14 protein-coding genes are annotated in these 14,480 nt (G+C 62.0%); 13 read left to right on the forward strand and 1 reads right to left on the reverse strand.

Annotation, left to right across the window (positions count from 1 at the left end; translation table 11 throughout):
- Nucleotide 1: 1 nt before the first annotated feature.
- From CQ13_RS20915 to trmB, 7 genes are all read left to right on the forward strand, one after another.
- Nucleotides 2-1,057, forward strand: coding sequence for a PhoH family protein (locus CQ13_RS20915; protein WP_082637560.1), 1,056 nt, complete (start codon nucleotides 2-4; stop codon nucleotides 1,055-1,057).
- An 83-nt stretch (nucleotides 1,058-1,140) separates the two neighbouring features.
- Complete coding sequence (gene ybeY, locus CQ13_RS20920) at nucleotides 1,141-1,644, forward strand: rRNA maturation RNase YbeY (RefSeq protein ID WP_430649703.1); 504 nt, start codon at nucleotides 1,141-1,143, stop codon at nucleotides 1,642-1,644.
- 1 nt (nucleotide 1,645) lies between these two features.
- Nucleotides 1,646-2,764, forward strand: coding sequence for a hemolysin family protein (locus CQ13_RS20925; RefSeq protein ID WP_057844718.1), 1,119 nt, complete (start codon nucleotides 1,646-1,648; stop codon nucleotides 2,762-2,764).
- Nucleotides 2,761-4,371 carry an apolipoprotein N-acyltransferase gene (lnt, locus tag CQ13_RS20930; protein ID WP_057844719.1) on the forward strand — a complete coding sequence of 537 codons (1,611 nt, stop codon included), beginning with the start codon at nucleotides 2,761-2,763 and terminating at the stop codon, nucleotides 4,369-4,371. The genes CQ13_RS20925 and lnt overlap by 4 nt, the downstream gene beginning before the upstream one ends.
- A gap of 247 nt (nucleotides 4,372-4,618) precedes the next feature.
- On the forward strand, nucleotides 4,619-5,035 hold the full coding sequence (locus CQ13_RS20935; RefSeq protein ID WP_057844871.1) for a helix-turn-helix domain-containing protein: 417 nt from the start codon (nucleotides 4,619-4,621) through the stop codon (nucleotides 5,033-5,035).
- Between the two features lie 123 nt (nucleotides 5,036-5,158).
- Nucleotides 5,159-6,286 (forward strand): M20 family metallopeptidase, encoded by a 1,128-nt coding sequence (locus CQ13_RS20940; protein ID WP_057844720.1) that lies wholly within the window; start codon nucleotides 5,159-5,161, stop codon nucleotides 6,284-6,286.
- A complete protein-coding gene (gene trmB, locus CQ13_RS20945; RefSeq protein WP_057844721.1) occupies nucleotides 6,283-7,026 on the forward strand; it encodes a tRNA (guanosine(46)-N7)-methyltransferase TrmB in 744 nt (247 codons plus the stop codon). Before CQ13_RS20940 ends, trmB begins: the two co-directional genes overlap by 4 nt.
- A gap of 446 nt (nucleotides 7,027-7,472) precedes the next feature.
- On the opposite strand, the gene CQ13_RS20955 is transcribed toward trmB, so the two are convergent.
- Entirely contained in the window at nucleotides 7,473-8,381 is a 909-nt protein-coding gene (locus CQ13_RS20955; protein ID WP_057844723.1) for a DUF2189 domain-containing protein, read from the reverse strand.
- A gap of 534 nt (nucleotides 8,382-8,915) precedes the next feature.
- On the opposite strand from CQ13_RS20955, the gene CQ13_RS20960 reads away from it, so the two are divergent.
- The 6 genes from CQ13_RS20960 (at nucleotide 8,916) to CQ13_RS20985 (ending at nucleotide 14,439) form a co-directional block, all read left to right on the forward strand.
- Nucleotides 8,916-9,749, forward strand: coding sequence for a cytochrome c oxidase subunit II (locus CQ13_RS20960; protein WP_057844724.1), 834 nt, complete (start codon nucleotides 8,916-8,918; stop codon nucleotides 9,747-9,749).
- Between the two features lie 85 nt (nucleotides 9,750-9,834).
- Nucleotides 9,835-11,610, forward strand: coding sequence for a cbb3-type cytochrome c oxidase subunit I (locus CQ13_RS20965; RefSeq protein ID WP_057844725.1), 1,776 nt, complete (start codon nucleotides 9,835-9,837; stop codon nucleotides 11,608-11,610).
- A complete protein-coding gene (locus CQ13_RS20970; RefSeq protein ID WP_057844726.1) occupies nucleotides 11,607-12,311 on the forward strand; it encodes a cytochrome c oxidase subunit 3 in 705 nt (234 codons plus the stop codon). The genes CQ13_RS20965 and CQ13_RS20970 overlap by 4 nt, the downstream gene beginning before the upstream one ends.
- Nucleotides 12,312-12,322: 11 nt before the next feature.
- On the forward strand, nucleotides 12,323-13,045 hold the full coding sequence (locus tag CQ13_RS20975) for a heme-copper oxidase subunit III family protein (RefSeq protein WP_057844727.1): 723 nt from the start codon (nucleotides 12,323-12,325) through the stop codon (nucleotides 13,043-13,045).
- Nucleotides 13,046-13,054: 9 nt separating this feature from the next.
- The gene (locus tag CQ13_RS20980) at nucleotides 13,055-13,456 is read left to right on the forward strand and encodes a cytochrome C oxidase subunit IV family protein (protein ID WP_057844728.1); all 402 of its coding nucleotides are present in this window, start codon (nucleotides 13,055-13,057) and stop codon (nucleotides 13,454-13,456) included.
- Nucleotides 13,457-13,527: 71 nt separating this feature from the next.
- Entirely contained in the window at nucleotides 13,528-14,439 is a 912-nt protein-coding gene (locus CQ13_RS20985) for a heme o synthase (RefSeq protein ID WP_057844729.1), read from the forward strand.
- Nucleotides 14,440-14,480: the final 41 nt, after the last annotated feature.

Consider the following 14,480-nt stretch of genomic DNA (forward strand, 5'->3'; position numbering starts at 1 on the left):
CTTGCCAAAAAGCGCATCGGATTCATCTTCGCTCGCTCCCAGCCGCAAATTTGATCGCGACATGCAAATTCCGCCCGAGACCCAGGTCGTCATCGATTTCGACGACAACCGCGCCGCTTCTGCCCTCGTCGGCCCTTACGGCCAGAACCTGGCGCTGGTCGAACGGCGGCTCAGCGTTGTGGTCGATTCCCGCGGCAACCATATCACCATCGCCGGCTCGCGTGACGGCTGCGACGCCGCACGGCGCGTGCTGGAGACGCTCTATTCACAGGCCGTGCAAGGCCACGACCTCTCGCAGGGCGAAGTCGAAGGCGCGATCCGCGCCGTCCTCTCGCAGGGCTCGCTGTTCGAGTTCGACGCCAAGACCGCAAAGCCCTCGTTCGAGACCATCAACCTGCGCAAGCGTCCGGTGCGCGCCCGCACCGCGGCGCAGGATTCCTACATCCGCGCGCTGAAACGCCACGAATTGGTGTTCGGCATCGGCCCGGCGGGCACAGGCAAGACCTGGCTTGCGGTGGCGCATGCCGCGCAATTGTTCGAACGCAAGGAAGTCGATCGCATCATCCTTTCGCGGCCTGCGGTCGAGGCCGGCGAGCGGCTCGGCTTTCTGCCCGGAGACTTGCGCGAAAAAGTCGATCCTTACTTGAGGCCGATCTACGACGCGCTGTACGACCTGATGGACGCGCGAGTGGTGGAACGTGCATTGCAGGGCGGAGAAATCGAGATCGCGCCGCTGGCCTTCATGCGCGGCCGCACCCTGACCAACGCCGTGATCATCCTCGACGAAGCGCAGAACACCACGTCGATGCAGATGAAGATGTTCTTGACCCGGCTCGGCGAGAACAGCCGGATGATCGTCACCGGCGATCCATCGCAGGTCGACCTGCCGAACGGACAGGCTTCGGGGCTTGCCGAGGCCTGCAAGCTGCTCGACAACGTCGAAGGCATTGCGCAGGTGAAATTCACCGCGGAAGACGTCATCCGCCATGAACTCGTGGCGCGGATCGTCGCCGCCTATGAGGGATTGCCGCAAAAACCGGCAACCGGAAAATCTTGACCGCAAACTCTTCGCGCCCGGACCTGCCGCCGGCAGGCCGGGGCCGCAACCCCAACATTGCAATGCAAACCGCTGGAACGCTCGTGTCCTCCGTCCTTCCCCTCACCGAAGTTCTCGTCGTCGCCGATTGCTGGCAGACCGAGCCGGAGGCCGAGGCGGTGATCCATCGCGCCATTAATGCGGCGGCCGAAATCGCCGATGCCGACGTCGGCGATACGGAACTTGCGGTCATGCTGACCGACGATGCCGGAATCCGCACGCTGAACAGCAACTGGCGCGGCATCGACAATCCCACCAACGTGCTGTCGTTTCCGGCGCTGCAGCCGGCCGCGGGTGCGCCTGCGGACGCGCCGCGTATGCTCGGTGATATCGCCATCGCCTATGAGACCACCCGGAAAGAGGCCGATGAGGAAGAAAAGCCGTTCGATCATCACCTCAGCCATCTTGCGGTTCACGGGTTCCTGCATTTGATCGGGTACGACCACGAGAAGGACGACGACGCCGAAGCCATGGAGGGTCTCGAACGGGAGATTCTCGCGCAGCTCGGCATTCCCGATCCGTATGCGGACCGGGAGCGGATGGACTGAAATGCCGGACTCCGACCCTATACAGGATAACCCGCGCGACATGCGCAACTTGCCGGTGGTGGTGCAGGAAGGCGAGGTGCTGCGTCCGAGCGCCGAGAGCTGGCTGATACGGGCAATCCGCACGCTGTTCGGCTGGAGGGGAGGATCGGTGCGCGCCGATCTTCAGGTCGTGCTCGATACGTCCACCCCCGACGATGCCGGCTTCTCCGCCATCGAGCGCACCATGCTGCGCAACATCCTCGGCCTCAACGAGCGGCGCATCGCCGACGTGATGGTGCATCGCGCCGACATCATCGCGGTCAAGCGAGATATTCCGCTCGGCGAATTAATGAGCCTGTTCGAGAGCGCGGCGCATTCGCGGCTCGTGGTCTACAACGAAACACTCGACGACCCCGAAGGCATTGTTCACATCCGCGACCTGCTGGCGTTCATGACCGCGAAAGCGCGCCTCGGCGATACCGCCAAGCCCAAGCGCAAGAAGCCGTTCCCGGCGGGGCTCGACCTGCGGGCGGTCGACCTCGCAATGCCGCTGGCCGAGGCCAACATCATCCGCAAGCTCCTGTACGTGCCGCCGTCAATGCGGGCGATCGATCTGCTGGCGCAGATGCAGGCCTCGCGCATCCACTTGGCGCTGGTGGTGGACGAATATGGCGGCACCGACGGGCTGGTCTCGATCGAGGACATCGTCGAGCAGATCGTCGGCGAAATCGACGACGAGCACGACAGCGATGAGCCGCCATCGATCGTCCGCCAGGGAGATAACGCCTTCATCGCGGATGCCCGCGCCAGCCTCGAGGATGCGCGCAAGATGATCGGCGAGGAATTCGTGACCGGCGAGGCGAGCGAGGAAGTCGCTACCCTCGGCGGCTATCTGGTGTCCCAGGTCGGCCGGCTGCCCGTGCGCGGCGAGGTCATTGCCGGTCCGGGCAATTTCGAGATCGAGGTACTCGATGCCGATCCGCGGCGGGTCAAGCGGCTGCGGATCGGGATCCGGAAAGAACGCCCCGTGGCGCGCGCGACGCGCGAGCGAAGCCGCCGCGAGGCCGCGCCCGACGCCAGCGCGCCGCCGACCAATGACAATACGCCGCCGGCCTCCGGCGATGGAGCCGGCTCGCAGTGATCCCAACCAGCAAATTCCGCGTCGCGGGACTTTCGATCATCCTGGCCTGGGGCTGGAAGCGCGCAGCGATCGCGCTCGTCGCCGGCGCAATGTCGGCTCTTTCGATGGCGCCGTTCAACGCCTGGCCGGTGCTGTTTGTGACGTTTCCGGTCGTGGTCTGGCTGATCGACGGCGCGGCGGCCGGAAAATGGCGCGGGGTGCCAGCGGCGGCGATGGCGGGCTTCTGGTTCGGGCTCGGCTATTTCGTCCCCGGGCTCTACTGGATCGGCAACGCCTTCCTGGTCGACGCGCCGACCTTTGCCTGGTTGATGCCGTTCGCGGTGCTCGGCCTGCCGGCCTATCTCGCCTTGTTTCCGGCGCTCGGCTTTGCGCTGGCGCGGCTGATCTGGACGCGGGATGCGTCGCGGGTTCTGGCGCTCGCGATCGGGCTCACGGTCAGCGAATGGCTGCGCAGTTATCTGCTATCGGGATTTCCCTGGAATGCCTTCGGCTACGCGCTGTCGGAGCCCTTGGCGCTGGCGCAGGCGGCGTCGCTGATCGGGCTGTGGGGCATGACCTTCCTCAGCGTCGCGATCTTTGCCAGCCCGGCGGCGCTGATCGACGGTTCATCGCGCGGCCGCAAGCCCTGGATCGCGCCGGTGGCGGCGCTCTTGCTGCTCGCGGCGATGGGAATTTACGGCGCCGTGCGGCTGTCGCTGCAGCCGACGGCCCTGACCAAGGTCAAGCTACGTATCATGCAGCCGAACCTGCAGCAGGACGTCAAATTCAACTACGGCGCCAAAGCGGAGGTGATGCAGAAATACCTTGCTCTGTCCGACCGCGCTTCAGGCCCGCAGTCCACCGGCGTGCGCGACGTGCAGATCCTGATTTGGCCGGAATCGGCTTTCCCGTTTTTCCTGACGCGCGAAGCCGACGCGATGGCACAGATCGCCGAGCTCCTGCCCAAGGGTACGGTGCTGATAACCGGCTCGGTGCGCGCTCCGGACACCCCGCCCGGCGTGCGCGTCTCCCGTGCCTATAACTCGATCTATGTGATCGACCATGACGGTGGTGTGCTGTCGGTCTACGACAAGCTGCATCTGGTGCCGTTCGGCGAGTATCTGCCGTTTCAGGAATGGATGGAGAAGCTCGGCTTCGTGCAGCTTACAAAAGTCCACGGCGGCTTCATTCCGGGCACGCGCCGCCGCGCGATGGAGATACCGAATGCGCCGCGCGCGCTACCGTTGATTTGTTATGAGGCGATTTTTCCCGGAAATGTTGCAGCGCGTGACGACCGCCCCGGCTGGATCGTCAACCTGACCAATGACGGCTGGTTTGGAAATTCAACCGGCCCCTACCAGCACCTGCAGCAGGCGCGGCTGCGTGCGATCGAGGAAGGTCTGCCGATGGTGCGCGCCGCCAACACCGGCATCTCGGCGGTGATCGATCCCTCGGGACGAATTGTGGCGCAGCTCGGCCTCGGCATCGAAGGCGTGCTGGATGCCAGCCTGCCGTTCGCGCTGTCGCCGACGGTTTATGCTCGCCTTGGAGATATCCCGGCGGCCGTGATTGTGGCCGCAGCCTTGTTGGTCGTCGTCAGACGCCGCGTTGCGAAGCACGCTGCCTGAGATTTGCACATGACCGAGTTGTCACTGGTTTACTAAAAACGCTGCGTGCGCGGTTCCACCAGTTGACAGACAGCCTGCGATTCGCTTTCTGCGCTTGCAAGCCAAAAACGACAACCAGTCACTTCCGTTGCTCAGATCGTCCGCAATTCTACCCGATCTTCCGAGCAGGATATGACGGTACCGGCGCGCCTGAGGCATAGAATTTCCACTGCCTCATTCCCGGCGCGCAATCCTAGGAGTGATGCAGATGTCCACCAAAGCGCCCAATCCGGTCGACAAATATGTCGGCAGCCGCGTCCGGATGCGCCGCATCATGCTGGGCATGAGTCAGGAAAAGCTCGGCGAAGCGCTCGGCCTCACGTTCCAGCAGGTTCAGAAATACGAAAAAGGCACCAACCGGGTCGGCGCCAGCCGCCTGCAGCAGATCTCCGAGATTTTGCAGGTGCCGGTGTCGTTTCTGTTCGATGGCGGGCCGAGCGGTATAGCGAATACGGATGGGTTTGGTGACGGCGCCTCTCCGGCCTACGTGTCCGATTTCCTCGCGACGTCAGAGGGTCTGGCGCTGACACGCGCGTTCACGCGCATCACCGATTCCAAAATGCGCCGCTCCATCGTCGACTTGGTCGAGCAGATCGCGTTGCGGGACGGCCCGGACCCGCGCTGATTTTTATCCCGCACCGGTTTGAGAATTTCGTATTCCGGAATATGCAGTCATTTCGCGCCTGCATTGGCGCGGGCCCACGATGTGCAATTGCGCATCTGGGCATGACGCCGTATCGGATACGCCATGACGACAACCAATCCCTTCGATTCCGCGCCAATCCTCGAGGGCATTCGCCGCTGGGTCGAAATCGAGAGCCCGAGCGAAGCGCCTGAGCACGTCAACAAGCTCGCCGACCTCGTCGCTCAAGGCTATCGCGGCCTGCCCGCGACGGTAGAGCGGATCGCCGGCCACTCCGGCTGCGGCGATCACCTGGTGGCGCGCTCGTCATGGGGGCAGGACGCACCGGGAATCCTGGTGCTGAGCCATCTCGACACGGTGCATCCGCTTGGATTCATCGAGCGGCTGCCATTCCGGATCGAGGGCGACAGCGCATTCGGCCCGGGCATCTACGACATGAAGGGCGGCGCCTATCTCGCCTACCATGCGTTTCGGCAAGTCTGCGCCGACGGTGCGCGGCCGCCGCTCGGTATCACCCAACTCTATGTCTCCGACGAAGAGATCGGCAGCCCGACCTCGCGCGCGCTGATCGAGGCCGAGGGACGGAAGGCGAAATATGTGCTGGTTACCGAACCGGCGCGTGACGATGGAAAGGTCGTCACCGGACGCAAGGGCGTTGGTCGCTTCGAGGTCTTCATCAACGGCGTGCCCTCGCATGCCGGCACCCGGCCGGAGGACGGCCGGAGCGCCATCCGCGAACTCGGCCATGTCATTCAAACGCTGGAGGCGATGAACGACCTTGCACGCGGTATCACCGTCAATGTCGGCGTGGTCCGCGGCGGCACTAGGCCGAACGTGATCGCGGAAGAGGCATATGCCGAGGTCGATTTGCGTGTGCCGACGATGGCCGATTCCGACGAGCTCGTTGCCAGAATCCTCAATCTGAAATCGCGCAGCGATGGCGTCACGATCAAGGTGATCGGCGAGCTGAATCGGCCGCCTTACGAAAAGAGCAATGCCGGCGCTGCACTTTACGAGCATGCCAGGACGATTGCGGCGGAGATCGGCTTTGATCTGGTCGACACCTCGACCGGCGGCGGCTCCGACGGCAATTTCACCGCGCGGCATACCGCGACCCTCGATGGCCTTGGCGTCGACGGCCGGGGCGCGCATACCCACTACGAGCAGATGTACGTCTCCTCGATCGAGCCGAGGGCGCGGCTGCTGTTCCGGCTGTACCAGACGCTGCGATGATATCCGCCCCGAACGATACGGAAGATCGCGGCACCCCGCCCGATGACGGCGCGGCTACGCATGCGCGCGGCTCATTCTTCGGCCGCCGCAAGGGCCACAAGCTCCGCATCCACCAGGCCGACCTGATCGACAAACTGCTGCCGCATCTCGCGCTCGACATTGCAACGCCTGCGCCGGAGCGGCTTGCCGATCTGTTCGATGGCCAACCTACGGATGTCAGGCTCGAGATCGGATTCGGCGGCGGCGAACATCTGATCGCGGAAGCGCGGGCCTATCCAAACATCGGGTTCATCGGCTGCGAGCCTTATGTGAACGGCATGGCCAAGATCCTGACGCAGATCGAGGCACACAACATCGGCAATATCAGGCTCTATGCCGGCGACGCTGCGGAATTGCTGGCCTGGCTGCCGCCGCGGTCGCTGACGCGGGTCGACCTGATCCATCCCGATCCCTGGCCGAAGCGGCGGCACTGGAAGCGGCGCTTCGTGCAGGACGCAACGGTGAGGGCGATGGCGCGCATTCTCAAGTACGGCGGTGAATTCCGTTTCGTCAGCGACATCGACGATTACTGCGCCTGGACGCTGGCGCATCTGATGCGTTCGCCGGATTTTGTCTGGACCGCCGAGCGCGCCGCCGACTGGCAAAAGCCCTGGGACGGCTACACCATGACGCGCTACGGCCGCAAAGCCGAACGCGAGGGAAGAGTGGCGGCGTATCTGCGGTTTCGGCGGGTCGGCTAGCGGGAACCTTTTTGAGCCTGGATGCTTGAGTCCACCGCTTGCGGGGCGACGAATTTGAGAGGCGGTAATGGTCCTGATGGGACTTGGCGCGCTCCTCGTTATCGGCGGACTCCTGTATATGGCGCGCACCACTATTTGGCGGGGACCGCTTAGCGGCCGGGATTCCGCCGGACCGGTTCGCCAGACGTTGGAGCCGCCACAGCGCAGCGTGCGATTCTTGGGGCTTGGCGAGAATTGGCCGGGCATCCTCCTTATGGCCCTCGGTGGAGTTCTGTTGGTGTCGGGGGCCAGTTTCTAGCCCTGATGAGCAAGCTTGAATCAATGTGCTCCGTCACCCCGGTATGAACGCGATCGCGTTCACCCTGGGGTGGCCGCGCGCAGCGCGGCCCCCGACGGGCGACGGCCACTCGGCGGCCCGATCCCCCGTTCTATTTCACCGTTACGCGCTAGCGCTCGCGGCTCCACGGGAAGAGATTGGCCGGGAAGTCCGCGGCGTAGCGGTGTCCTTTCCGCAGGCGGGGTTCTTGCTGCGGAGGGTTGGTATCCGGCTCCACCACTTTCCGGTACAGATGCCAGGTGGCATGACCGAGCACCGGCAGAACGACGGCGAGACCGACGAAGACCGGCAACGAACCGGCAACCAGCAGCGCCGCGACGATCAGCCCCCACCCGGCCATGGCAACCGGATTCATCATGACCGCCCGCAGCGACGTGCGGATGGCGTCGATTGCAGTCGCATGGCGGTCGAGCATCAACGGAAACGACACAACACTGACGCACAGCGCCACGACCGCGAACAGGAAGCCGACGCCGCAACCAATGATGATGAGCGACCATCCGTCCGATGTCGTTAGCACGCGCGTTGCAAAGTCAGGGATGCTCGCGGCCGGAGCGTGGCCGAAGATCTCAACGTAGATTGCGTTCGCTGCGCCGATCCAGGCCCCGAACAGAACTAGCAGGAGCACGCCGAGTTCGATCATGGCGCCGAAAGCCGGAGCGCGCAGCACGGAAAACGCATCCCACGCGCCGACTTCCTCGCCGCGCTCGCGGCGGCGGCTGAGCTCGTAGAGACCAATCGCGGCAAAGGGTCCGATCAATGCAAACCCGGCTGCCAGCGGAAACAGTAGCGGCAATACTGAATAGCCAAGGACCAGCCTGAACAGAAAGATACCGAGAACGGGATAAATCACACACAGGACAACCGCGTGACTTGGCATTGCACTGAAGTCTTCCCAGCCCAGGCGCAGCGCCTCGCGCAGGTCGGACAGATTGATTTTGCGAACGGGATATGTGGCGGCATCGCCGAATACGTGCCGTGCAACTTTTGAGATATTGTCGGAATACACAGTGGCCATGGACGCACCCTCCCGTGCTGAAAGTCGCGGCAGCGAAACGACGCGCTTTCCAGGCACGCGTGTCCGCCCTCTGCGAGAAGCGCGACCGAGCCGAGTACGGCAAACCCTGGTCCAACGAAGGAGCTTAGCCGGACGAAACTTGTCGCGACCTGCCCAACAAGCTTAGCGCTATGGGACCCAGACAGCGCTCACGGTTCGGTGAACTGTGCACGTTCACGGGCATTTCGCACTGCGTCATCAACCGATTGTGCTGGCCGACGCTCGGCAGCTCGCGGCATCCGCGCAGCGCGCTTGACGCTCAAGTGATCTATTGACGCAAGCGCCGACGCGTACCATCCTCCTCTCTGACGCCCAAGGATCTGAATGGAACCGGTCGTAACGTGTGCTCGGTGCCACGTTTGGATATCGCGACCGGTCAAAGTGGGCGAGGCAAGACGCACGGCGATGGCGCATGTGAAGTCAGCCATCGAGAGGGATGCGGGCTCCGCCCTTTGATTCGTCTCCGTTGCCTTTGATGGCAAGGAGGAATGAGGGATGGCTGTCGCTATCGTACTGCTTCTGGTCGCCGTCGGCTCGGTGCTGTTTCACATCTACAGCCCGTGGTGGTGGACGCCGATCGCCACCAACTGGCGCTACATTGACGACACGATCAATATAACCTTCTGGATTACCGGGGCGGTCTTCTTCGCGGTCATCGCGTTCATGGCCTATTGCGTCTTCCGCTTCCATCACAAGGAGGGAAGGCAGGCAGCCTACAATCCCGAAAACAAAAGGCTCGAATGGTGGCTCACAGTAGGGACCGCCATCGGCGTTGGCGCCATGTTGGCGCCCGGCCTGGTGGTCTGGCACCAGTTCGTCACGGTTCCTGCAGACGCCACCGAAATCGAAGTCATGGGCCAGCAATGGAACTGGAGCTTCCGCCTCCCCGGCAAGGACGGCCGGATGGGTACAACCGATGTTCGCTACGTCAGCTCCGACAACCCGATGGGCTTGAACCCCGACGATAAGCATGGGCAGGACGACGTTGTCATCGCAAGTGACGACTTGCACCTGCCCGTCGGGAAGCCGGTCAAGGTTTTGCTTCGCTCCCTTGATGTGCTGCACGATTTCTATGTGCCCGAGTTCCGCGCCAAGATGGACATGGTCCCGGGCATGGTCACCTATTTCTGGATGACCCCGATCCGAACCGGAACGTTTGATGTTCTCTGCGCCGAATTATGCGGCACTGCCCACGCGCAGATGCGCGCCAAAGTCATCGTCGACGAAGAGAGCGACTATCGGGCCTGGCTCGAGAAGCAGAAGACGTTTGCGGAATTGTCGGGCCGAAGCGCCGTTAAAAGGGCAACGTACGAATCCGGCGGCAAATAAGAAAGGCTGCTTCGAAGAAGATAGATTGGGCGCGCAAGACTCTCTGATCGCGCCCTGATGGAAGAAGCGACCGGGAGGTAAGTCGATGGTCGATGTCCCGTATGACAGAATCGCAGACGTTCCGCCTGCCGAAGTGCCGGAGGTTGAGCTCTATCACCCCAAAAGCTGGTGGACGCAGTACGTCTTTTCGCAGGACGCCAAAGTCATCGCCATCCAGTACTCGCTGACGGCGACGGCAATCGGGCTAGTGGCTTTGGTGCTGTCGTGGCTGATGCGGCTGCAATTGGGATTTCCTGGCACATTCTCCTTCATTGATGCGAACCAATACCTCCAGTTCATCACCATGCACGGCATGATCATGGTGATCTACCTGCTCACGGCGTTGTTCCTTGGAGGCTTCGGCAACTACCTGATCCCGCTGATGGTCGGCGCCCGGGACATGGTCTTCCCCTATGTGAACATGCTGAGCTACTGGGTCTATCTGCTTGCAGTCCTAGTGCTGGCCTCGACGTTTTTCGTGCCCGGCGGGCCGACCGGCGCCGGCTGGACGCTGTACCCACCGCAGGCGATTCTCTCCGGCACTCCAGGACAGGATTGGGGCATCATTCTCATGTTGACCTCCCTGATCCTGTTCATCATCGGCTTCACCATGGGTGGGCTGAACTACGTGGTGACCGTGCTGCAGGCGCGCACGCGCGGCATGACGTTGATGCGCATGCCCCTGACGGTGTGGGGCATCTTCACGGCAACCGTCATGGCGCTGCTGGCCTTCCCGGCGCTGTTCGTCGCCTCCGTCATGATGCTGTTCGACCGTCTCCTCGGAACCAGTTTCTTCATGCCGGCGCTCGTCGAGATGGGTCAGCAGTTGAAGTATGGCGGCGGCAGCCCGATCCTGTTCCAGCACCTGTTCTGGTTCTTCGGTCATCCTGAAGTCTATATCGTCGCCCTGCCCGCCTTCGGCATCGTTTCCGATCTGATCAGCACGCATGCGCGAAAGAACATCTTCGGCTATCGCATGATGGTTTGGGCGATCGTGGCGATCGGCGCGCTCAGCTTCATCGTATGGGCGCACCACATGTATGTGAGCGGCATGCACCCGACTTTCGGGTTCTTCTTCGCCACGACGACGCTCATCATCGCCATCCCGACCGCCATCAAGGTCTACAACTGGGTGCTGACCCTGTGGCGCGGTGACATTCATCTCACGGTCCCGATGCTGTTCGCCCTCGGCTTCATCATCACGTTCGTGAACGGCGGGCTCACCGGTCTCTTCCTCGGCAACGTCGTCGTCGACGTCCCGCTTTCAGATACCATGTTCGTCGTCGCGCATTTCCACATGGTGATGGGCGTGGCGCCTATCATGGTTGTGCTGGGCGCGATCTATCATTGGTACCCCAAGGTAACGGGACGGATGCTGGATGATTGGATGGGCAAGTTTCATTTCTGGGTCACGTTCCTCGGTGCCTATCTGATCTTCTTCCCCATGCATTATCTCGGGCTGCAGGGAGTCCCGCGCCGTTATCACGACCTTGGCGAAGCGGCGTTCATCACGCCGTCGGTCCATACGCTCAACGCCTTTATCACCGTTGTGGCTTTGATCGTGGGCTTCGCCCAGATGGTGTTCCTGTTCAATCTTGTCTGGAGCTATTTCAAGGGCCGTCCGTCCGGAGGCAATCCATGGCGGGCGACAACACTGGAGTGGCAGACGCCGGAGACCCCGCCCGGGCACGGCAACTGGGGCAAGGAGCTCCCGGTGGTCTATCGCTGGGCGTATGATTACAGCGTGCCAGGTGCCAAGGAAGATTTCATTCCGCAGAACCAGCCGCCGGCGACACGGGCCGTCCAGGGAGCCGCGACGTGAGCGCCATCATCCTGTTCATGGCGGTGATAGCGGTCATCATCGGATGGTGGCTGTCGCAGCAACGGCTGACAGCCAAACCCTGGCTGGAAGAAGGTTCGATCGATCACTTCCCGGGCACGGGAGCAATGACCCTGCCGGCGGCGAAGATCGGACTGGGAGTGTTTCTCGCGGTCGCCAGTTCGTTGTTCGCCCTTTTCATGAGCGCTTATTCCATGCGCATGAACATGGTCGACTGGCGGGCGCTACCCGTGCCGGGGCTGCTGTGGTTCAACACCGGCGTGCTGGTCGTGAGCAGCGTCGCGCTGCAATGGGCATACGTGGCCGCGCGCAGAAACAATATGGACGGTGTAATCGTCGGCCTTTGCGCAGGGGGAGCATCTGCCGTAACATTCCTGGTTGGGCAACTGCTGGCGTGGCAACAGCTAAGGGCCGCGGGCTATTTCATCGCGTCCAATCCAGCCAATTCCTTCTTTTACATGATCACCGCGGCGCACGGGCTGCACCTGATGGGCGGTCTGGTGGCGCTCGGCAGAACCACTGCCAAGGTTTGGCGCGGCGCTGAGATGCCCCAGGTGCGCCTGAGTGTGGAGCTCTGCACGATCTACTGGCATTTCCTGCTGTTGGTCTGGCTGGTCTTGCTTGGTCTGTTGACGGGCTGGACCGATGAATTCGTCGACATCTGTCGCCGGCTGCTCAGCTAGGGAGAGACCAGATGGCAGAGACGGTGCTGACAAACCCCGGAAAAACGCCGGCGCAGACTGCCGGCTGGAAGGGTATCGCCGCCGACTGGTCGTCGGATCAGCGCGCCTTCAAGAATGTCTCTTGGGGGAAGGCCATGATGTGGATCTTCCTCCTGAGCGACACCTTCATCTTTAGCTGCTTCCTGCTGTCGTACATGACGGCGCGAATGTCCACGACCGTGCCGTGGCCGAATCCGAGTGAGGTGTTCGCCCTCACGATTGGCGGACACCATATCCCCCTTATCCTGATCGCCATCATGACCTTCGTCCTGATCAGCAGCAGCGGGACGATGGCGATGGCCGTCAATTTCGGCTACCGACGCGATCGCGTCAAAACCGCAGTCTTGATGCTGGTCACAGCGGCACTTGGCGCAACGTTCGTCGGAATGCAGGCCTTCGAATGGACCAAGCTGATCACGGAAGGCGTGCGGCCCTGGGAAAATCCCTGGGGCGCACCGCAGTTTGGCGCAAGCTTTTTCATGATCACCGGATTCCACGGCACTCACGTGACGTTCGGCGTGATTTTCCTGATCGCCATCGCGCGAAAGGTCTGGCGGGGAGACTTCGACGTCGCAAGGCGCGGCTTCTTCACGAGCAGAAAGGGACACTACGAGATCGTCGAAATCATGGGCCTCTACTGGCACTTTGTCGATCTCGTGTGGGTGTTCATCTTTGCCTTCTTTTATCTTTGGTGAGGTCGGCGCATGACAAACGTGGCAGTACATCTGGAAGCAGAACAACCTTCGCTGCAAACCCATGCGCATGATGCAATCGCAGCTCCAGCCGCGCACGAAAAGGGCCAGCAGCATCCGATCAAGCTCTATCTCGTGGTCTGGGGCTGGTTGTTCGTCCTCAGCGCCTGCTCGTATCTCGTCGACTACTTCGGCTTACACGGCTATCTCAGGTGGTCACTGATCCTGTTGTTCATGATGTTGAAGGCGGGCCTGATCGTCGCCGTCTTCATGCATATGGCCTGGGAGCGGCTGGCCCTGGTCTACGCCATCATGCTGCCGCCGGTGTTGGTGCTGGTGTTCGTGGCCATCATGGTGTTCGAATCCGACTACACGCACCTCATCCGGGTCCTGTTCTTCGCCTCCCCGACGTAATCAGCTTTGCTTCGTATCGGAGGTGCTTCAACACGTCGCCAGTTCGCTTGCAACAAGGGGGCATCAGTCTCATGCAAACCAATCGTTCAATTCTCCTTCGCGGGAGGTATGCCACGGTCGGGGATTATGTCGCGCTGACAAAGCCGCGCGTCATGTCGCTCGTCGTCTTTACGGCACTCGTCGGTCTCATGGTCGCGCCCGGCGACATCGATCCATTCGCCGGTATGGCTGCCATTCTTTGCATAGCTGCCGGAGCTGGCGCCGCAGGTGCTCTCAATATGTGGTACGACGCCGACATCGATGCGGTGATGGCGCGTACCGCCATGCGTCCCATTCCTGGCGGCCGCGTATCTCGCTCGGAAGCATTGGTTTTTGGACTGACGCTCGGCGTGTGTGCCGTTCTGGCTCTCGGCACTTTGCTGAACTTGGCCGCGGCTGCGCTGCTTGCTTTCACAATTTTCTTTTATGTCGTCGTCTACACGATGTGGCTCAAGCGCCGAACACCGCAGAACATTGTCATTGGCGGTGCTGCTGGCGCACTCCCTCCGGTGATCGGCTGGGTTGCTGCCACCGGAAATGGCGGGATCGAACCGCTCATCCTGTTCCTGATCATCTTCCTTTGGACGCCACCTCACTTCTGGGCACTGTCGCTCAATCTTGCCGGAGAATATACCCGGGCCGGCGTGCCGATGCTGCCGGTCGTAGCCGGCAGGGCGGAGACAGGACGCCAGATTCTTCTCTACAGCGTTTTTCTCGCTCTGATCTCACTGCTGCCTTGGGCGCTGGGGTTCGCCGGAGCGATTTATGGCGCGGCTGCGGCGATCCTTGGGGCGATCATGGTTTTTCTTTCATCGCAGGTACATCGAAGCGACGATAAGCAACGGCGGCCTGCTCGTCGGCTGTTTGCGTTCTCTATACTCTATCTGGTTCTTCTGTTTGGCGTGCTGCTGATGAATGCTACACCCTACGCTCAGCCCCGCTAGAACGAAGTCCGCCGCTACACGCAATGACGCCGGCGGCCGGC

The sequence above is a fragment of the Bradyrhizobium retamae genome, assembly GCF_001440415.1.
GTDB classification, from domain to species: domain Bacteria; phylum Pseudomonadota; class Alphaproteobacteria; order Rhizobiales; family Xanthobacteraceae; genus Bradyrhizobium; species Bradyrhizobium retamae.

Excerpts from the sequence above, each read along its gene's own strand:
- CQ13_RS20985 (WP_057844729.1), top strand. The coding sequence starts at position 13,528 with ATGCAAACCAATCGTTCAATTCTCCTTCGCGGGAGGTATGCCACGGTC.
- CQ13_RS20980 (WP_057844728.1), top strand. The coding sequence starts at position 13,055 with ATGACAAACGTGGCAGTACATCTGGAAGCAGAACAACCTTCGCTGCAA.
- CQ13_RS20940 (WP_057844720.1), top strand. The coding sequence starts at position 5,159 with ATGACGACAACCAATCCCTTCGATTCCGCGCCAATCCTCGAGGGCATT.
- CQ13_RS20965 (WP_057844725.1), top strand. The coding sequence starts at position 9,835 with ATGGTCGATGTCCCGTATGACAGAATCGCAGACGTTCCGCCTGCCGAA.
- CQ13_RS20925 (WP_057844718.1), top strand. The coding sequence starts at position 1,646 with ATGCCGGACTCCGACCCTATACAGGATAACCCGCGCGACATGCGCAAC.
- CQ13_RS20955 (WP_057844723.1), bottom strand. The coding sequence starts at position 8,381 with ATGGCCACTGTGTATTCCGACAATATCTCAAAAGTTGCACGGCACGTA.
- CQ13_RS20935 (WP_057844871.1), top strand. The coding sequence starts at position 4,619 with ATGTCCACCAAAGCGCCCAATCCGGTCGACAAATATGTCGGCAGCCGC.
- CQ13_RS20960 (WP_057844724.1), top strand. The coding sequence starts at position 8,916 with ATGGCTGTCGCTATCGTACTGCTTCTGGTCGCCGTCGGCTCGGTGCTG.
- trmB (WP_057844721.1), top strand. The coding sequence starts at position 6,283 with ATGATATCCGCCCCGAACGATACGGAAGATCGCGGCACCCCGCCCGAT.
- CQ13_RS20975 (WP_057844727.1), top strand. The coding sequence starts at position 12,323 with ATGGCAGAGACGGTGCTGACAAACCCCGGAAAAACGCCGGCGCAGACT.